Genomic DNA, 19,163 nt, shown 5'->3' with positions numbered 1-19,163 from the left:
CGCCGATGTCCCGCCGCATGTCCCTGTCCGCGCTGGCCCTGCTGCTCGCGCCCGCCGCCTGCTCGACCTATGTCGAGGACCGCGCCTCCGAAGCCTGGGCGCCCGTCTATCCGGTCGAGGAGCCCGCGCGCCTCGACAGCCTGCCCACGGGCGGGATCTACAGCGCCAGCGCCCGCGGCCTCTTCGTGTCGGACCGGCGCGCGGCGCGGGTGGGCGACATCGTGACCATCGACTTCGCCGAGAAGTTCTCGGCCTCCAAGTCGCAGACCGCCACCGGGTCGCGCAGCAACGACTATGCGCTCGACCTGCCGGACGCGCTCACGCTCGGGCTGGACGACGGGGCGCTCGACAATTCCACCAGCCAGAGCTTTGCCGGGCGGGGCGCCGCGTCCCAGTCCAACTCGCTGCGCGGGCGGATGTCGGTGTCGGTGACGCGCGTGCTGCCGGGCGGCAACCTCGAGATCATGGGCCAGAAGCTGCTCACGCTGAACAACGGCAACGAATATGTCCGGCTGAAGGGCGTGGTCCGTCCCGAGGATATCGGCCCCGACAACGTGGTCAGTTCGGACCGGATCGCGCACGCCGAGATCAAGTATGTCGGCGCGGGCGACACCGCCGACACGGCCAAGCCCGGCTGGCTGCGGCGCGGCCTTGCCGTGGTCTCGCCGCTGTGAGGGGCGCGCTGATCCTGGCGGTGCTGATGGCGCTGGCCCCCCCCGCATGGGCTGACCGACTGAAGGATCTGACCAGCGTGGCGGGCGTGCGGGCGAACCCGCTGGTGGGCTATGGCGTCGTGGTGGGCCTTTCGGGGACGGGCGACGGCAATTCGCAGCTCACGCAGCAGTCGATGCAGTCGCTGATCTCGCGCCTCGGCCTCTCGGTCGAGACGGGCGATCTCAAGGCCAAGAACGCGGCGGCGGTGATGGTGACGGCCGATCTGCCGCCCTTCCTCAAGATCGGCCAGACGCTGGATGTCACGGTCTCCACCGTGGGGCAGGCCAAGTCGCTCAAGGGCGGCACGCTGCTGATGACGCCGCTCATGGGCGCGGATGGCGAGGTCTATGCCATCGCGCAGGGCAATCTCGTGGTCGGCGGGCTTGGCGTCGAGGGCCGGGACGGCTCGTCGCTGACCGTCAACATTCCGACGGTGGGCCGCGTGCCCCGCGGCGGCATGGTCGAGCGCATGGTCGAGACGCCGTTCCTCGAGACCGATCACCTGATCCTGAACCTCAACCGCGGCGACTTCTCGACCGCGGCGGCGGTGGCCGAGGGCGTGAACCGCACCTTTGGCCCGGATGTGGCGGTGGCGCTTGACGGCACCTCGATCCGGGTCCGCGCGCCGGCCGATCCCGCGCAGCGCGTGACCTTCATGAGCCTGCTCGAGAATGTCGAGATCGACCCCGCCCCCCCGGTGGCGAAGGTGGTGGTCAATGCGCGCACCGGAACGGTCGTGATCGGCGGCACGGTGAAGGTGACGCCCGCCGCCGTCACCCACGGCTCGCTGACCGTCCGCGTGACCGAGGATCAGCGCGTCTCGCAGGGGGCCAGCGTGGTCGTGGGCAACAACGCAACGGTCGTGGCGCCGGGCGAGCCGGTGATCACCCCCGACAGCGGCATCGACGTGACCGAGGAACCGGCGCGCGCCTTTGTCTTCGATCCCGGCGTGTCGCTCAGCTCGCTCGTCGATGCGATCAACGCCGTGGGGGCGAGCCCCTCGGATCTGGTGGCGATCCTCGAGGCGCTGCGGGAAGCGGGCGCGCTGCGTGCCGAGCTGGTGGTGATCTGATGGAGGTGAAGCTTCAGGGTCTGACGCCCCTTTCGCTCGCCGGCAGCCGTCCCCAGCCCTCGGGGTCGGCGGATCTGAGGCAGGCGGCCGAGGGCTTTGAGTCGCTCTTTCTGACCCAGCTGCTCAAGTCGGGCCGGGCAGGCCTGCCGGGCGATGACCTGCTCGGCTCGGCCGGTGTCGATACGGCGCGCGACATGCTGGACATGGAGCTTGCCCGAAGCTCCGCCGGCCGCGCGGGTCTGGGCATCGCGGACGCGATCGAGCGCCAGTTCGCCCCGCTTGTGAAGGGACGCCCGGAATGAGGCGGCCCGCACCGGCCGATCCGGGCGCCCGTGCGGCGTCCGGCCCGCAGCGCGCGCGGCCCCTTGCGCCCCCGCCATTCGTGGAGAGTTGACCCTTGTCCATCCTCGACATCGCCCGCTCGGGCATCCTGTCCTACCGCTCGGCGCTCTCGGTGACGGCCGAGAACATCGCCAACGTGAACACCGAGGGCTATGTGCGCCGCGAGGTGGTGCTTGCGCAGGTGCCCGGCGGGCAGGTGAGCCCGACCAGCGCCGCAGGGTCCGGGCAGGGGGTGCGGGTCGAGGATGTGCGCCGCGCCTTCGATGGTCTCGTCGCCCAGCGGCTGCGCACGGCGGACTCGGCCGCCGCCTCGGCCCAGAGCCTGCAAACCGCGACGGCGGCGGTCGAAACCCTGTTCCTGTCGGGGCCGGGCAGCGTGCCCGAGGCGCTGACCGGCTTCTTCGGCGCGGTGAACCGCCTGAGCACGAACCCCAACGACGGCGCGCTCCGGCAGCTGATGCTGGCGGCGGGCGACACGCTCGCGGGGTCTTTCATGACGGTGGCGAGCGGTCTGCAGGGGCTGCGGGCGGATGTGGCGGACCTGTCGGCGCAGGCGGCCGCGCGGGCCACCAGCCAGCTCCGGCAGCTGGCCGAGCTGAACGGGCGCATGGTCGGCTCTTCGGGGTCCGCGATGAACCCGCTGCTGGACGAGCGCGACCGGCTGCTGCGCGACCTGTCGCAGACGATCGGGATCACCGCGAGCTTCGACCCGATCGGCCGGGCGACGGTGACGCTGGGCTCGACGCCCGGCGGGCCGCTCCTTCTGGAAGGGGCGGTGGCCAGCACGATCGGCACGGCCGAGGCGGGCGGGCTGGTGCTCGAGGTGAGCCGGAACGGCACGACGCTCCAGAGCCGGCAGATCACCGGAGGCACGCTGCAGGGGCTGGCCTCGTCGCTGTCGGCGGTGGACAATGCCACGGCCGAGCTTGACCGGCTGGCGCGACAGGTGGCCGGCGAGATGAACGCCATCCATGCGCAGGGGATCGACCAGACCGGGGCCGCGGGCAGCGATCTGTTCGCGCTTCGCGGATGGCAGGTGTCGGCGCAGCCCACCAACCGGGGCACGGCCGGGGCCATCGTGGCGGGCTTCGACCTGCCGGTTGCCCTGGGTCCGGTGACGCTGGTGCATGATGCGGCCGAGGGGATCTGGCGGGCCATGGACGCCGACGGGGCGGAGCTTGGCCGCGGGGCCGAGACGATCACCCTGCCGGGCCTGACCCTGCAGATGACGGGCCTGGCCAGGGACGGCGACCGGCTGACCATCTCGCCGCGCGAGGGCCGTGCCATCGACATGCGCTTCCTGACGACCGACACGAAGAAGATCGCGGCCTCGGCCGCGTTCCTCGTGTCGGCGGCAGCGGGCAACACCGGCAACGCGCAGGCCAGCATCCTGCCGGTGACGACGGAGCCGGCCTTGAGCGACGCGATCGGCGGGTTTCTGACGGGGCCGGGCGGCGCCGACGCCGTCTCGTCGCTCCACAGCGGCAGCGGCTATGTGGGCTACATCCCCGCCGGAACCGGATCCGTCACCCTCGCCAGCCTCGGCTCGCAGTCGCAGCAGCAATTCCTGCTGTCGGACGCCGCCGCCGCAGGAGCCGCCACCCTGACCTTCTCGGCGGGCGGGGCCTTGCACCAGTTCGACCTCTCGGCCCTCGGCGCGGGCAGCGTGACGGGGCTGGTCCAGGCGCTCAACACGGGTGCGACGAGCCTCGGCGGGCTCACCCTCGCCGAACTCGGCATCACGGCCAGCGGCAGCGGCGGACAGCTCACCCTCACGCTGGGCAACGGCGACTTCGATCCGGGCGCCACCGTGGCCGGCGCGGGCGGCACGGTGGCGGGCAGCCTCTCGCGGGCCGAGCCCGCGGGCGGCACCATCCAGATCATCACCCGCGAGGGACGCCACATCGCGGGCACGCCCCTTTCGGCGGCCGAGGCGGCGCTCTTGCTGACCGAGGCGAACGGCTTCCTTCCGGGCGCGGTCTATGATGCCTCGACGCTCAACGGCGCGGACGGGGCGGGCTACCGCGGCACCGGCATCGACGGGGCGATCCTGCCCGGAGCGAACAGCCTTTCGCTGCGGCTGTCGGAGCCGGCCACGGGATCTTCGGGGGTGCCGGCCGCCGCATCGGGCAGCCGCGAGCTGACGGTGGAGGTCGGGGCCGAGCTGCCCGTGGCCCTCTCGCTTCCGGCGGGCACTTCGGCCAAGCGCGCGGCCGAGGCGATCGGCGCCGCGCTTGGCGGTGTCGCGGCCGAAGCCCGCACGGCGGTCCTGCTCGAGGCGCCCGCCGACGGGCCGCTCTCGTTCCAGCTCACCGGCAGCAACCTCACGCCGCTGCGGATCAGCGGTGCGGTCTCGGGCGGGCGGATGGATGCGCTGGCGCAGGCCGTGAACGCGGCCAGCGCCGCGACCGGCATCCGGGCCGAGCTGTCGCCCGACGGGGCCCGGCTTCTGCTGGTCCATGAAACGGGCGAGGATATCGGGATCGGCAGCCTCGTCCACGGTGGCGGGGCGCCGGTGACGCTGCAGGGCGCCACGCCCGAGGGCCAGCCTTCGGGCGGTGCCGTCACGCTGTCGGGTGCGACGGACAGCGCGCGTTTCACGGGCGAGGTGAGGCTGGCCTCGGCGGGCCGTCTTTCCACGGTTCTGGACGGGCTGCGACAGGATGCGGTGCCCGATCCCCTGACGGGCGGCCTCATTTCGCGCAGCGTGAATGGCGCGGGGGCCGTCCAGAGCTACGCCTTCACCTACGACCCCGCGTTCGACGGGGCGGGCCTGTCTGCGAACGGGCTGCAGGCGCAATCCGGTTCGGCGCGCTATGCGGTGACGCTGGGCGGCCTGACCGTCACGCTCGACGCGGCGGCGGCGGGCGTTTCCGACGGTGCCGGAGTGGCCGCCGGTCTGGCGGCCCTGCTGCGCGCCGAGGGCCCGTCCGCGACCCTGACGGGCGGCACGGTGGCCGCGCGGCCTGCGGAGGGCCGGACGGTGGCGCTCTCCTACGAGGGCCAGAGCTACCGGCTGCGCATGACGGGCGACACGGTCGTCGTCGAGGGCGGCGAGCCGGGACTGCTGACGGCGGAGTTCGACGCCTCGAACCGGCTCGTGATCCGGGCCGCGGGCTCGCTCGACGGGGCGAGCATCCGCGTCGAGGGCGGATCGGCCGAGGCGTTCGGGCTTGGCGCGGCGGATGGCGCGACGGCGACCCTCACCGGGCAGCCCGCCGATCCGGCCGGGCTGCCGGCCAGCTTCGATGTCGAGGTCGGGGGGATCCGCTACGGCCTGACCGCCAATGCGGGCGCCATCAACGTTCCCGCGGGGTTTCCCGGCACGGCGGCATGGGACGCCGAGGGGCGGCTGGTTCTGTCGGTGCCCGCGACGGCCGGCGCCGTCCGCGTGCCGCCCCAGGCCGGGGCCCGTGCCGCGGGGCTTGCGACCGAGGGTGCCACGGTGGCGGTGCGAGCCGGAGAGCTGGTTCTCACATCGACGACCGCCGCGCCGCTCTCGGCCACGGCGGAGGCGAGCGCGCTGGCCGGCCAGCGCCTCACGCTCACCGATCTTCCGGACGAGGATCTGATCGTGCTGACGACCGGCACGGGCCGGCTGCGGCTGGCGGGCTCGGTGACGGCGGGCACGCCTTCGCCGGCACCCGACGCGGTCGAGGTGCGGGTGCTCGACGGGGCCAGCCGGCAGATCGAGCTGATCGACAGCGTCACGGGCCATTCCATCGGCACCCGCTATCTTGGCGCCGACGGCTCGGCCACGGTCGGCGGGCTGCGGATCACGCTGAACGGCACGCTCGCCACGGGAGACAGCTTTGCCCTGACGCCCGCCAACGGCCGTTCGGGTGGCGCCGAGACGCTGGGCCGGCTGCTCGAACTGGCGACCGGGAACCCGTCCACCGGGCAGGGCGGCTACGGCGCCGATTACGCCCGCCTTCAGGCGCGGATCGGCACGCAAGCCTCGGCCGCCAACGGGCGCGTCGCCTCCTCTTCCGCGGCGCTGGAAGTGGCCGAGCGGGCCGCCGCCGCCGCGGGGGCGGTCGATCTCGATGCCGAGGCCGCGCGACTGATCGAGCAGCAGCAGGCCTATCAGGCCTCCTCGCAGGTGCTGTCGGTGGCGCAGACCCTGTTCGAAACCCTTATGAACGCGCTGTGAGGCGGCCATGACCCTTGGAACCACCCTCTTCGCAACCCTCGCCAGCCGGAACTTTGCCCGGATCCAGACCGAGATCGGCGGCTTGCAGGAACGGATCTCGGCCGCAACGCAGGATCCGCGGCCCTCGGCCGATCCCGCCCGCGCCCTGCAACTGTCGGCCGCGCGCGAGGTGCAGGACGCGCTCTCGCGCTTTTCCGTCAATGCCGGGACGGCGGCCGAACGGCTGGCCCATCTGGACGTGACGCTGGGCGATGTCGCCAGCCATGTGCGCGACCTGAAGGACATCGTCCTCCAGATGGGCAATGCCAGCCTGACGGACGAGGGCCGGGCGGGCCTGCGCATCGAGGCCGAGGCGCTGCGCGAGGCGATGCTGGCCGCGGCCAACCGCAAGGACGGAACGGGGCAGGGGCTGTTCTCGGGCTATGCCACGGGCGCGGCCTTCGAAAAGACCGCTACGGGCGTGCGGTTTGCGGGCAACGCGGGCCAGCCCGTCGCGCAGCTGTCCGAGAGCCTGCGCGTGGCCACGAGCCTCGGAGGGAACGAGGTCTTCATGACCGTCGAGACCGAAGGGGGCGTCCGCAGCCTGTTCGATCTTGCCGACGATCTGGTGGCGGCCCTCTCGCCGCCCATCAGCAAGGCCACTACGTCCCGCACCTCGGTCGGCACGGCGAGTCTCTCGATCGAGCCGGTTCAGGGCGAGGCCACGCTGCGCTTCACCCTGACCGGGCCCGGCGGATCGGCCGAGATCGAGCAGCGTCTGCCCGGTTCGGTCGAGGAGGCGATCAACGCCGCCGCGGCGACGACCGGCATCACCGCCACGACGGCTCCGGATGGCTCGCTGCGGCTGGCGTCGCTGGGCACGATCGAGCTGTCGGGCATGAGCCGGAGCGACGGGGCGCGCGAGGTGCTGGCGACCCTCACGGATGAACGGGGCCGCGAGGGCTGGGTGGTGGACAAGCGGTTCGGCGCCTCGCCCATGACGGCCGCCTTCGACGCCGCCATCGGCCACATGGCCGAGCAGCGGGCGCGGGCGGGGTCTCTGGCCGCGAGCGTGGACAGCCAGATGGAGGCGATCAAGGGGCGCCAGACGCGGATGACGCAGACGGTGGCCGGGCTCGAGGATCTGGATGTGGCGGCGGCGGTGACACGGCTTCAGGCGCTTCTGCTGACGCAGGAGGCGGCGCAGCAGACCTATGTGAAGATCGCCAGCCGAAGCCTCTTCGACTATCTGCGCTAGGCGGGATGGCACGCCGCTTGCCCCTGTCCGGCATGAGGCTCGTGCTGTTCCTTGTCCTGCTTGTGCTGACCGCGCCCGCCCTTCGGGCTGCGGAAAGCTGCGAAGAGCTGGCCGCCCGTGCCGGCGCCGAGGCGGGCCTGCCCGAGGGGCTCATGCCCGCGATCGCCCGCGTCGAATCGGGCCGCGGTGGCCGGGCCTGGCCCTGGACGCTCAATCAGGGCGGGCGGGGCATGTTCTTCGAGAGCCGGGACGAGGCGCTGGCAATGCTGCGCTCGGTCGTGACGTCGGGGGTCACGAACATCGACGTGGGCTGCATGCAGCTCAACTGGCGCTGGCACGCGCCCGCCTTCGCTTCGCCCGAAGAGATGATCGACCCGGTCCGCAACACCCGCCATGCCGCGCGCTTTCTGGTCGAGCTTCACGCGCGGCTGGGATCCTGGGAAGCGGCGACGGCCGCCTATCATTCGGCCGATCGGGCGCGCGGCGCATCCTATCTCGCGAAGGTCACGGCCGAGCGCGGCGGCTCGCGTCTGGCCGAAGCGGGCGCGATCCTGCCGGACGAGCGCACGATGGAGGCCGCGCGGGTGCAGGGCATCCTGGTCCTCGCGCCGCAGCCGATGGTGAACCTTGCGGGGGCAGCCTCCCTGCCGGATGCGGCGGCGGTCATTCCTTCGGGCGGGCCCCTCCATCTCGATGCCCCTCAGCCGGGCCTTCTGGCGAAGTCCGAGCTGCCGCCGCGGCTTCGCGCGCGCTGGCAGGCGGTCGAGTCCTTCCGGGCGCTGCTTGCGGAACAGCCCTGAAATGAAAACCCATCCAAAAGGATGGGGGCATCCTCCCAAGGTTGGAGATCCGACTTTTGGGCTGGGCACCTAGCCGTCAATGCAGTTGCAGCATCGGGGCCATCTAGAGAATTTTAACCATCTTTTCCGGTAGGGTTCCGAGCGCATGACCAGTCACTTCTCGCTTGATACGATCCGCTCGCGGCCTCTGCCTCCTCCGGAAGGGTTGGTTGACAGGGTGATCCCCGGCGAGTCCGTCGCGATCCGCCGGGTCAAGCAGCTGATCGGAGCCGTCGCGATCAGCGAAGCGCCGGTTCTTGTGCGGGGCGCGACCGGGACGGGCAAGGAACTGGTGGCCGAGGCCCTGCACCGCGCGTCGGGCCGGGGCGGCAACCTTGTCGCGGTGAACTGCGCGGCGATCCCGGCCGAGTTGCTCGAATCCGAGCTGTTCGGCCATGAGAAGGGCGCCTTCACCGGAGCCGAACGGCAGCGGATCGGCCGGATCGAGATGGCCCACGGTGGCACGCTCTTTCTCGACGAGATCGGCGACATGCCGCTCGCGCTTCAGGCCAAGCTGCTGCGCGTGCTTGAGAGCCGCCGGATCTCGCGCGTCGGGGGCACGGGCGAGATCGACGTGGATTTCCGTCTGGTGACGGCCACGCACCGCAATCTCGATGCGCAGGTGGCCAAGGGCGGGTTCCGCAGCGACCTTTACTACCGGATCAACGTGTTCCCGCTCGAGCTGCCCGACCTGCGCGAGCGCACCTCGGACATCCCCCTGATCCTGGCCCGGATGCTCGACGATCATCTGGCGCGCAATCCCGCGGCCGATCTGCCGCATTTCGATGCCGGCGCACTCCGGGCTCTGGGCGCGCATGACTGGCCGGGCAATGTGCGCGAGCTGCGCAACGTGCTGGCGCGGGCTCTTGTGCTCTTTCCGGGCCGCATGGTCTCGGCGCGCCATGTGCGCGAGAACCTCCTGCAGCTGGCCATGCCCGAGCCCGAGGGCCAGTCCGAACTGCCCCCGGCCGCCTTGCCCGCGGCGCAGGGCCTGCCGGAGCCGGGCCAGTTCGGGGGCATGCTGGAGGGGCGCACCGATCTCGACCTGCGGGGCTATCTCCGCGACATCGAGGTGGCGCTGATCGAGGCCGCGCTGGCACAGCACGACGGCTGCGTCAGCCGCGCGGCCGATGCGCTGCGCCTCCGCCGCACGACGCTCATCGAGAAGATGAAGAAGTTCGGCATCATGCGCGGGGTCGAGGCCTGATCCCGCGCCCCGAACCTCACGCGCCCATCAGTCCTTGTTCCAGGCCGAAATGAGGTTCTCGAGATAGGTGCCCGTGCTCTTCATCCGCGAGACGGCCTGCTCCATCGCGGTGAACTGCGCCAGATACCGGCTCTCGAGCTTCGCGGCGCGCGCATCCAGGGCCTCGATCACCTTCGCCTGCTCTTCGGCGACCTTGCCGATCTGGCCCTCACGATCCGAGATGGCGCCGTTCTGGCCTGCGGCCGTGTCGAGCAGCGCCTGAAGCTGGGTGGCAAAGCTGCGGCCGAACCGCAGGGTGGCGTCCGTCACGCCGCTCTCGACCGAGACCATGACGCCGGCCAGACCGCCCGAAAGAACGAGATACTGCGACGCCCCGTTCGCGCCGGGCAGGGCAAGCGTCGCCCCGCCGCCCACCGTCGCCTCGCCCGTCACCGGATCGAGCCGGAAGATGTAATCGCCCGAGGCGGCCGACGAGGCTGCCTTGCCCGCGATCGACGCTCCGGGCGTGATTGCGGTCAGGCTGTCGGTGAACATCGCATCGAAGATCTGCGGGGTCTTCTCGAACGCCTTCTGGAAGGCGCTGGCATTGAAGGACAGCGAGCCGTCGCGGTTGGTCGAGACCCCGAGCTGCGACAGATAGACCGGCTTCTCGCCGTGCCCCGTCAGCGGCTGCCCGATGAGCGCCGTCACCTGCCGCTTCAGGGTCTCGACGACCCGATCGCCGGCAAGCTCGCCCGAACCGGATCCGTCGGTCGAGCGGCGCGTCAGCTCTCCGAGCAGCTTCATCGTCGCGTTCAGCTCTTCGACCATGTAGGTCATGGCCGCTTCGGCAAGCTGCGTGTCGCGGCTGACGGACAGGGTGGCCGGGTCCGTGGTCTTGCCCGAGAGCGCCAGCGTGGCCCCCGGGATCAGGTCCGTGATCTCGTTCGAACTGCGCGCCACGATGATGCCATCGACGGACAGGACGGCGTCCTTGGCCTCCTGCACCTGCGCCGTGAGATTGCTGGCGGTCGTGTCGAAGCGGGCGAGCCCGTTGCCGGGCACCGACTCCGTCACCGTGAAGCGCAAGGCGTTCCCCGCACCCGGCTCGGAGACGACGCCAAGCGAGAAGGTGCCGTCGCCCTTGTCGAGGACGCGCGCCGTGACGCCCGGGATCGAGGTCAGGGCGGTCGCGAGATCCTGCAGCGTGGCGCCCGTGCCCACGGCGATCGATGAGGCCGCCAGTGCGGGGTTCTGGGCGAAGCTGGTCGCCGCTTCCTCGCCCTCGGGGGCGAACCAGACGCCGAAATCGACCGACACCGAGCCCGAGCCGAGCACGGCGTCGGCCGACGTGAATCCGCCGAACTCCAGCACCTGGCGCTGCGCGATCTGCAGAACCTCGATCTCGGTCCTCTGGGTCGCCACGAGGCTCTTGTCGGTCACGCTGATCGCCACCGCAGGGTTGGAACTGGTGGCCTTGAGCACCGAGGACTGGCCGATCGTGGCCAGCGCGCCCGACAGCGACTGGAACTGCGCCCGCACCTTGCCCAACGCCGACACCGACACTTCCGTGGCCGCGATCTTCTTTTGTGCCGCGCTGCGCTTCACGGCCGTGTCGGCCTCGACAAGGCTCTTGGTCAGCTCGCGGATGTTCAGGCCCGAGCCCGACGCGCCGAGGGCGTTCAGATAATCGGTCGCCATGGGATGCTCCTTGCGCTCTGCCAGTGGAATAACGACCTGCACGGCCCGGCCTTTAGCCTCGGTTGCAAGAAACGTGCGCAGTGCGCGCCGTTCCCCGTTACCGATGCCGCGGTCAGCCGGTGCGTCGCGGATTTTTCGGTCCGGCGCTAAAAGTTTCCGGGACGGGTCGTTGAAGGGGCAGAGCGCCGGGGGGCGCGATGCGAGATCAGGAGGCTCTTCCATGACGACGATCAACACGAACATCGGTGCCATCGCCGCCCAGGCGAACATGACCAAGGTGAACGACCAGTTCAACACGGCCATGACGCGCCTCTCGACCGGCCTGCGCATCAACGCGGCCAAGGACGACGCGGCCGGCATGGCCATCGGCGAGAAGATGACCGCGCAGGTGATGGGCCTGAACCAGGCGGTCCGGAACGCCCAGGACGGCAAGAACCTGGTGGACACGACCGAAGGTGCGCACGTCGAGATTTCGTCGATGCTGCAGCGCCTGCGCGAACTGGCCGTCCAGTCCTCGAACGACACCAACACCGCCGCCGACCGCGGCTCGCTGGCGTCCGAAGGCAAGCAGCTGATCGCCGAGATCAACCGGGTGGCCGAAAGCACCACCTTCAACGGCATGAAGATCCTCGACGGCTCCTTCGCGGGCAAGCAACTGCAGATCGGGGCGGATGCCGGCCAGACGATCACCATCAACGTGGACAGTGCGGCCGCCACCGATATCGGCGCCAACTCCGTCCGCAGCACCTCGCTCATTGCCGCCGGCACCGACAGCGACATCGCTGATACGACCGACATCATCATCACCGGCTTTGCCGGCAGCGAGAAGGTTACCACCTCGGCCGGCCAGTCGGCGAAGTCCCTCGCGACCGAGATCAACAAGCTGACCGCGAGCACGGGTGTCGAAGCGTCCGCCGTCTCGAAGGCGAGCCTCTCGGGCTTCGTGACCGACACGTCCGTATCCTTCAAGATCGGAACCGCGGGCGGCACCGACGGAAACTCCGTCTCGATCGGGACCGTCGCCATCACCGACAGCAGCGATGTGCGCGCGCTTCGTGACGCGATCAACGCGGTGTCGGGCCAGACCGGGGTTACGGCCTCGATGAAGTCCGGCGACAACGGCACGATCATTCTGACCCATGCCAGCGGCGAAGACATCGTCCTGGAAGAGGCGGCATTCACCGGGACCGGCGCCGAGTTCACCGTGACGGCTCTGGATGCCGATGGCAAAGAAACCGAAGCGGCAACCACTGCTGTCACGCTGGACGGCACTGCGGCCGAAGCGACCGTGACCGGTCAGGTCGAGCTTACCTCGACCAAGGCCTTCTCCGTCTATACCGAAGACGGGGCTGATGACGCATCGACGCACTTCACGGACGTGACCAAGGCCTCGGAACTGGAGTCGGTCGCCGCCATCAACCTGACGACGGCCGAAGGGGCCGGCAAGGCGATCAAGGTGATCGACGTGGCGCTGTCGAAGATCAGCCAGTCGCGCTCGGAACTCGGTGCCGTGTCGAACCGTCTCGACTCGACGATCTCGAACCTGACGAACATCTCGACCAGCGTTCAGGCCGCCAAGTCGCAGGTGATGGACGCCGACTTCGCGGCGGAATCGACCGCGCTTGCCCGCGGGCAGATCCTCAGCCAGGCGGCGACCGCCATGCTCGCGCAGGCGAACTCGTCGAAACAGAACGTGCTGAGTCTGCTTCGCGGCTGACGGAAAACCGACGGCACGAAAATTGCCCTCCGCCCCTCGCCGGGCGGAGGCATTTCGCGTCAAGGGTTTACGCGCATCGCGCGAGGGCGGCACTGTCGGCTCTCCGTCGTTTTATGCCCGTCAAACGGATTTTTTGCGCCATCGGCGATTTCTGGCCAATGTCTGCCAAAGACAGGTCAGGGAAGGCGCCGGGATGCAGCTTTATACCGCTCAGAGCTTCGCGCAGCGTCAGTCGCTCGTCGTGACCGCACAGTTGCAGCAGGCGATCTGCCTGCTCCAGATGCCCAATGCGGAACTGTCCTCGTTCATCGAGACACAGTCCGAGGAAAACCCGTTCCTCGAGCTGCGGCTGCCCCCGGCGCCCGCGCCGTCCTCGGCGCTGCCCCGCAGCCAGGCGGCGGCGGGCGACGACTGGGACCGTGTGGCGGGCCTTGCCGCCGATCCGGGGCCGTCGCTCTATGTCCATGTCACCGCCGAGATCGCCCGGCTGGGTCTCACGGCCGAGGAGAGCGCCGCCGCCTCGGTCTTTCTGGATGCGCTCGAACCCTGGGGATGGCTTGGCCAGCCGCTCGAGCTGCTGGCCCCGCGCGCGGGTCTCTCGCTCGAGGCGGCCGAGCGGCTGCTGGCGAAGCTGCACAGGATCGAGCCGGCCGGTCTCTTCGCCCGCTCGCTCGCCGAGTGCCTGCGGCTGCAGGCCAGCGAGCAGGGGCTTCTGACGCCGCTCTTTGCCGCCGTGCTCGACCATCTGTCGCTGCTGGCCGCCGCCGACCTGCGCGGCCTCTGCCGCGCCTGCGGCTGCGGCATGGAGGAGCTGAAGGCCGTCCTGCGCCAGCTGCGCGGGCTCAATCCCAAGCCGGGTGCGCTTTTCGATGCCGCGCCCTCGCCGCAGCGGCCGCCGGATCTGCTGGTCAGCCCCGGCCCCGATGGCTGGCGCGTGGATCTCAACCGCTCGACACTGCCCACGGTTGTGGTGCGCGCCGACACGGCGCAGGACTTCGCCGGAAGCGCCGCGCCCTATGTCGGCGAGCGGCTCTCGGTGGCCCGCTGGCTGGCCCGCGCGGTCGAGCACCGGAACCAGACGACGCTCAAGATCGGTGCGGAAGTGGTGCGCCGGCAGCGCGGCTTCCTCGAGGAGGGCCCGGCGCGGATGGAGCCGATGACGCTGCGCGAGGTGGCCGATGCGGTGGGCGTGCACGAAAGCACGGTGAGCCGCGTGAGCTCCGGCCTGATGATCGCCACGCCGCAGGGCACCTTTCCGCTGAAGTCGTTTTTCACGGCCGCTCTCTCGGCGCGCGAGGGGGACACGGCCGGTTCGGCCGCGGCCGTCCGCCATCGCGTGCGCCAGCTGGTCCAGGCGGAGTCGCCGGATGATCCCCTGAGCGACGATGCCATCGCCCGCATCATCTCGGACGAGGGCGTGACGCTGGCCCGCCGCACGGTGGCCAAATACCGCGAGCAGCTCAACATTCCGTCCTCGGTCCAGCGCCGGCGGCAGGCGCTGGTGACGGGCGCGCTCTAGGATCGTCAGGCGGAGGCCGGCTCCGGCAGGGCTGCCGTCCGCGCGAAGAGAAAGCGGGCGCGGGGTTCGAGCAGGGCCCAGGTGGCGTGCACCTCGCCCTCCGATCGGGCCGCCAGCACGGCGCGTGGCATCAGCCCCCGCAGCTTGCGGTCGGCGCGCAGATAGGCCGCGCCCGCACGACCCACATGGATGGCGGCGAGCACATAGACGCCTGCCGCGAACCAGGGCTGTACGGCAAGAGCCAGCGCCACGCCGGCCGCCAGAGCCGCGGCCAGCCCCCAAAGGCGCATCTGAAGCAGCCATAGCGGTGTGGCCAGCAGGGCCAGAGACGAGCAGGGCAGCGGCTGGATGTCGTAGGTGCCATCCGGCGCGGCCAGCACCTCCCAGTTGCGCAGGGCCTCGGGATGCAGTCGCGGCCCCTCGGCCAGAGCCGGAGCGGGGGCCGGTTGCCACCGTCCCAGCGCCGCGGTCTCGGCCAGCACGGTGAAGTCGATCTCGCCCCGTCGGAACCCCAGGGCCAGCGGCCCGGTCCCGAAGCGGGCGGCCAGATCCTCGGGGCTGCCGGTGAAGGGCCGGCCGTTCACCCGGCAGAGCCGGTCGCCGGGCTGGAGATGCAGGGCGCTGCCGGCCGGCAGCAGCGAGGCAAGGTCAAGGCAGGTTGCGTCGGTCATGTCAGCTCAGGGATAGCGGATCGGATTGTCGGCGGGCTTGGCCGCGGGCCGGGGTGCGGCGGGCGGGGCCGCCTTTGCGGGGCGGCTGGTCGCGGCAGGCTTGGGGGCGGGTGCCGCGGCGCGCGGGGCAGGGCGGTTCGCCCGCATCTCCTCGATCAGCGCCCGAAGCTCGGGGCTGGTGCCCGCGCCGCTCTCGATCGCCTTGCGCAACGAATTGTCCACCTCGCCCAGCGCCAGGATCAGCGCCTCGCGGGTGGCGGCCAGCCCCTGATCCACATGGCTCTGGATCGCGGTGGCGAACTGCGGCTCGATCGCGGCGGCCTGGCCCGAGAAGGTCTCGAGGTCGCCCGCGAGGCGCTCGCCCACGGCCTCGATCGCGGTCTTGAGCGTGGCCTCCTGCGTCTCGATCCGGTCGGCGAGACCCTCGACCTTCTCAATCGCCGCGCCGAGGTCGGAGAGGCGCGTCACCATCAGCTCGCCCGCCTGCGCCTGGATCTCGGAGGTCTCGCGCAGGTCCGCGACCGAGCGGAAATAGACCAGCCCGCCCAGCAGGATCGCCACGCCCGCGCCCGTCAGCGCCCCGAGCGACAGCGCCTGCATCCGCTTCTGGCTGCGGATCATCCGGTCCATGAAGGCCCGATGCTCAATCTGCAACTGCTCGAGGTCCTGGGCCGCATCGTTCGCCGCATTCGCCGCACCGAGGGCGCGCGCGATTCCGTCGCTGAGGGGATCGGTCTCTTCGGTCATCGCCTGCTCTCCGTCACTGTCCGCACCGCTGCAAGTTCCGCGCCATCCGGTGTCCGGCCGCTGCGCCCGTCACATCGGCCGCCCGAACTCGTCGAAGGCGAGCGCATCGGGCACCTCGACCTCGGGCAGGTCGCCCGCCTCGCCCCGGTCGAGCCGATAGACATGGGCGAGAACCGCCGCCACCGCGCCATAGAGCTGATCGGAGATCTCCTGCCCGATGTCGCCGGTGAAATAGAGGGCGCGCGCAAGGACCGGGATGCGCAGGGTGCCGACCCCCGCCTTCCGGCCCCGCTCGATGATGTCGAGCGCCATCGGCCCCTTGCCGAGGGCGAGGATGACCGGCGCGGTGGTCTCTCCCGGCACATAGCGCAAGGCGACGGCGAAATGGGTCGGGTTGGTGACGATGGCCGTGGCCTGCGGCACATTCTCGAGTGCGGCCCGGCGCTTCGCGCCGTTCTGCGAGGCCTCCATCTGCATGCGCCGCATCCTGCCCTTCACCTCGGGCGAGCCGTTGGCCTCCTTCGACTCCTCCTTCAGCTCCTGCCGCGACATCTTCATCGAGTTGGTGAGGCTCCAGGCCTGCCACACGAGATCGAGCCCGCCGATCAGCGCGAGCACGATCAGAAGCGCCGAGACCAGCCGGATGAGCCCCACTCCCATGACGGCCGCGGCATCCGCTGGGGCCGACGTCCAGAGGCGGTCGAGCGGGGCCAGCTCGTCCCGCAGCACCAGCACCGCCACCCCGATCAGCAGCGACACCTTGGCAATGGCCTTGCCAAGCTCCACCAGTGCCTTCATCGAGACCATGCGCTTGAGCCCCGCGCCGGGATTGATCCGGCTGGCCTTGAAGGCCATCGCCTTGGTCGAGAAGTTGATGCCGCCCATCCCGTATTGCACGAGCAGCACCACCACGAGCAGGGGCACCGACACGATGAGGCCGGCCAGCAGCACCTCGCGCCAGACCTGACCGAGGCGCAGCATCATCACCCGGTCGAGATCCGCGCCGGGTTCGAGCACCAGATAGCCTGACCAGCCACGGACGAGGGCAGGCAACATCCCCTGCAGCATCACCAGAAGCGCAAGCCCCCCGGCGAGCGTGGCGAAGACGAACACCTCCTTCGAGGTGACGATGGATCCGTCCTCGCGCGCCTGATCGCGGCGCTTCTGGGTCGGCTCCTCGGTCTTTTCCTGCCCGTCGTCACCCTCGGCCATCGGTCACCTCGAGCAGTTGCGCGAGCGCGGCGAGGCTGTCGGCCACCAGCGAGGAAAAGGCGCCCATCGTGCCGGGCACGGTGAGGAACAGCAGGATCAGCGTGGCCGACATCGTCACCGGAAAGCCGAAGGAGAAGACGTTGAGCTGGGGCGCCGAACGGGTGATGACGCCGATGGTGATGTTGATGAGGACGAGCGCCGCAACCACCGGCATCATGATCTGCAGGCCGACCAGGAACATCCGCCCGCCCGCGCCGATCCCGGCCTCGAGGAAGGGGCCGGGGGCGAAGGGGGCGCCGGGCGGCAGGCTCTCGTAGCTGCGCAGCAGGATCTCGAAGGCCAACAGGTGCCCGTCGAGGGCGAGGAACACCGTGGTGAGGGCCAGCCCGAAGATCTGCGCCACCACCGGCGTCTGCCCGCCCGCCGACGGGTCGATCTGGGCCGCAAATCCAAGGCCCGCCGTCGCGGCGATCCGGTCGCCGGCCAGTGCCGCGGCCGAGAACAGCACCGTCAGCACGAGCCCCGCCGAAAGGCCGATCGCGATCTCCTGCATCATCATCGGCACGGCCGAGAGGCTGGCCAGCGCCTCGGGCCCCGGCAGATCGGCGCGCCCGAGCACGGGCAAGGTCAGCACGACGGTCGCCATGATCCGCACGGGAAGCGGCACGAAGCGGCCCCCGAAGGCGGGCGAGGCCAGAAGGAAGGCGCCGATCCTGAGGGTGGCGAAGAAGAGGCTCGTGAGGCTTCCCAGCAGCCCCGGCAGGTCGAGGGCGGGCAGGCTCTCCATCAGCGGATCGTGGCGATCGTCTCGAAGACGAAGGCGAAATAGTCGGTCATCCGCGTCAGCATGAAGCTCGAGGCCAGCGCCATGGTCAGCAGGACGATGGCAAGCTTCGGCACGAAGCTGAGCGTGGCCTCGTTGATCGAGGTGGCGGCCTGCAGAATGCCGATGACAAGGCCCACCGCAAGCGCCACGCCCAGCACCGGGCCCGCCGTCAGCAGGATGTTCCAGTAGGCGATGCGCAGATGCTCGATGCTGCCGTCGAAATCCATCATTGCCCCCCGTAGGTCGCGGCGAGCGAGCCCACCGTCAGCGCCCAGCCATCCACCAGCACGAAGAGCAGCAGCTTGAAGGGCAGCGAGACCAGCATGGGCGACAGCATCATCATGCCGAGCGCCATCAGGATCGAGGCGATCACCATGTCGATCACGAGGAAGGGCAGGAACAGCAGGAAACCGATCTGGAAGGCGGTCTTGAGTTCCGAGGTCATGAAGGCGGGCAGGAGCGTCGAGAAGGGCACGTCGCGCGGATCCTCGTAGGGTCCGGCCCCGGCGAGGTCCGAGAACATCAGCAGGTCGTTCTGCCGCGTGTTGGCGATCAGGAACTCCTTCATGATGGCGCCGCCGCGCTCGATGGCGGGTTCGGCGGCAAGCCGGCCGTCAAGGAAGGGCGAGAGCGCCTCGGCATAGAGCGTGCCGAGCGTCGGCTGCATCACGAAGAAGGTGAGGAACAGCGCCAGCGCGATCAGCACCTGGTTCGGCGGCGTCTGCTGGGTGCCGAGCGCCTGCCGCAGGATCGAGAGCACGATGATGATCCGCGTGAAGGCCGACATGCCCAGCACCAGCGACGGCAGCACCGTCAGCGCCGTCATCAGCGCCAGGATCTGCAGCGACAGCGAATAGCTCGTCCCGCCCGTGCTCTCGGTGATGGTGAGGGCGGGCAGCCCCTGCGCGAAGGCGGGCCCGCTCAGCAGCAGGGCCGCGACAAGGGCGGTGACGCGAAGGGCCGTCACGGCCGTGCCTCCAGCGGAAGGACGGTGGGGGCGGCGCCCCGGCTGGTGAGGATCAGGAACTCCCGCCCGTCCACCGCAAGCAGGACCGCGCGCTCCTGCGGGCCGAGCGCGGCCGCTTCGGCCACACGCAGCCGCCCGCCGCTGGCGAAGCGCGAAATGCCGGGCGCCTTGAGCTTCACGACGAGCCACAGAAGGCCCAGAAGGCCGAGAAACAGGCCGAGCGTCAGGATCTGGTCGGGGCGAAGGATGTCCAAGCGGGC

The 19,163-nt window shown here is 70.4% G+C and carries 17 protein-coding genes; 9 read left to right on the top strand and 8 right to left on the bottom strand.

Annotated elements, in window-relative coordinates:
* Nucleotides 1-5 precede the first annotated feature (5 nt).
* The 7 genes from LV780_RS07590 (at nt 6) to LV780_RS07560 (ending at nt 9,564) form a co-directional block, all read left to right on the top strand.
* Nucleotides 6-674 carry a flagellar basal body L-ring protein FlgH gene (locus LV780_RS07590; RefSeq protein ID WP_101341124.1) on the top strand — a complete coding sequence of 223 codons (669 nt, stop codon included), beginning with the start codon at nt 6-8 and terminating at the stop codon, nt 672-674.
* The gene (locus LV780_RS07585; protein WP_011908687.1) at nt 671-1,786 is read left to right on the top strand and encodes a flagellar basal body P-ring protein FlgI; all 1,116 of its coding nucleotides are present in this window, start codon (nt 671-673) and stop codon (nt 1,784-1,786) included. Before LV780_RS07590 ends, LV780_RS07585 begins: the two co-directional genes overlap by 4 nt.
* The gene (locus tag LV780_RS07580) at nt 1,786-2,088 is read left to right on the top strand and encodes a rod-binding protein (protein WP_101341125.1); all 303 of its coding nucleotides are present in this window, start codon (nt 1,786-1,788) and stop codon (nt 2,086-2,088) included. Before LV780_RS07585 ends, LV780_RS07580 begins: the two co-directional genes overlap by 1 nt.
* Nucleotides 2,089-2,183: 95 nt before the next feature.
* A complete protein-coding gene (flgK, locus tag LV780_RS07575) occupies nt 2,184-6,281 on the top strand; it encodes a flagellar hook-associated protein FlgK (RefSeq protein WP_117344977.1) in 4,098 nt (1,365 codons plus the stop codon).
* 7 nt (nt 6,282-6,288) lie between these two features.
* Entirely contained in the window at nt 6,289-7,518 is a 1,230-nt protein-coding gene (gene flgL / locus LV780_RS07570; RefSeq protein ID WP_108220250.1) for a flagellar hook-associated protein FlgL, read from the top strand.
* A 5-nt stretch (nt 7,519-7,523) separates the two neighbouring features.
* A complete protein-coding gene (locus tag LV780_RS07565; RefSeq protein WP_108220249.1) occupies nt 7,524-8,318 on the top strand; it encodes a transglycosylase SLT domain-containing protein in 795 nt (264 codons plus the stop codon).
* A 145-nt stretch (nt 8,319-8,463) separates the two neighbouring features.
* The gene (locus LV780_RS07560; protein WP_011908682.1) at nt 8,464-9,564 is read left to right on the top strand and encodes a sigma-54 interaction domain-containing protein; all 1,101 of its coding nucleotides are present in this window, start codon (nt 8,464-8,466) and stop codon (nt 9,562-9,564) included.
* Nucleotides 9,565-9,591: 27 nt separating this feature from the next.
* Here LV780_RS07560 and fliD read toward each other — a convergent pair whose 3' ends face one another.
* Nucleotides 9,592-11,244, bottom strand: a complete 1,653-nt coding sequence (gene fliD, locus LV780_RS07555) for a flagellar filament capping protein FliD (RefSeq protein ID WP_011908681.1) — start codon at nt 11,242-11,244, stop codon at nt 9,592-9,594.
* Nucleotides 11,245-11,254: 10 nt separating this feature from the next.
* Between fliD and LV780_RS07550 the strand changes: the two genes are divergently transcribed.
* Both LV780_RS07550 and rpoN read left to right on the top strand, forming a co-directional pair.
* Nucleotides 11,255-12,961, top strand: coding sequence for a flagellin N-terminal helical domain-containing protein (locus LV780_RS07550; RefSeq protein ID WP_233863944.1), 1,707 nt, complete (start codon nt 11,255-11,257; stop codon nt 12,959-12,961).
* Between the two features lie 193 nt (nt 12,962-13,154).
* Complete coding sequence (rpoN, locus tag LV780_RS07545) at nt 13,155-14,480, top strand: RNA polymerase factor sigma-54 (protein WP_011908679.1); 1,326 nt, start codon at nt 13,155-13,157, stop codon at nt 14,478-14,480.
* A gap of 5 nt (nt 14,481-14,485) precedes the next feature.
* On the opposite strand, the gene LV780_RS07540 is transcribed toward rpoN, so the two are convergent.
* From LV780_RS07540 to LV780_RS07510, 7 genes are all read right to left on the bottom strand, one after another.
* Nucleotides 14,486-15,151 carry a hypothetical protein gene (locus tag LV780_RS07540; protein ID WP_108220248.1) on the bottom strand — a complete coding sequence of 222 codons (666 nt, stop codon included), beginning with the start codon at nt 15,149-15,151 and terminating at the stop codon, nt 14,486-14,488.
* A gap of 6 nt (nt 15,152-15,157) precedes the next feature.
* Nucleotides 15,158-15,898: a hypothetical protein gene (locus tag LV780_RS07535; protein ID WP_117344976.1), complete on the bottom strand. Its 741-nt coding sequence runs from the start codon at nt 15,896-15,898 to the stop codon at nt 15,158-15,160.
* Between the two features lie 69 nt (nt 15,899-15,967).
* Nucleotides 15,968-17,110: a flagellar biosynthesis protein FlhB gene (gene flhB, locus LV780_RS07530; RefSeq protein ID WP_117344975.1), complete on the bottom strand. Its 1,143-nt coding sequence runs from the start codon at nt 17,108-17,110 to the stop codon at nt 15,968-15,970.
* Complete coding sequence (fliR, locus tag LV780_RS07525) at nt 17,097-17,897, bottom strand: flagellar biosynthetic protein FliR (protein ID WP_117344974.1); 801 nt, start codon at nt 17,895-17,897, stop codon at nt 17,097-17,099. Before fliR ends, flhB begins: the two co-directional genes overlap by 14 nt.
* Entirely contained in the window at nt 17,897-18,163 is a 267-nt protein-coding gene (gene fliQ, locus LV780_RS07520) for a flagellar biosynthesis protein FliQ (RefSeq protein WP_011908674.1), read from the bottom strand. Before fliQ ends, fliR begins: the two co-directional genes overlap by 1 nt.
* The gene (gene fliP / locus LV780_RS07515) at nt 18,163-18,903 is read right to left on the bottom strand and encodes a flagellar type III secretion system pore protein FliP (RefSeq protein WP_011908673.1); all 741 of its coding nucleotides are present in this window, start codon (nt 18,901-18,903) and stop codon (nt 18,163-18,165) included. Before fliP ends, fliQ begins: the two co-directional genes overlap by 1 nt.
* Complete coding sequence (locus LV780_RS07510; protein WP_101342208.1) at nt 18,900-19,157, bottom strand: flagellar biosynthetic protein FliO; 258 nt, start codon at nt 19,155-19,157, stop codon at nt 18,900-18,902. Before LV780_RS07510 ends, fliP begins: the two co-directional genes overlap by 4 nt.
* Nucleotides 19,158-19,163: the final 6 nt, after the last annotated feature.

This window comes from Cereibacter azotoformans (genome assembly GCF_021391315.1).
Lineage (GTDB): Bacteria > Pseudomonadota > Alphaproteobacteria > Rhodobacterales > Rhodobacteraceae > Cereibacter_A > Cereibacter_A azotoformans.
This window is presented reverse-complemented; position numbering and strand designations above follow the sequence as displayed.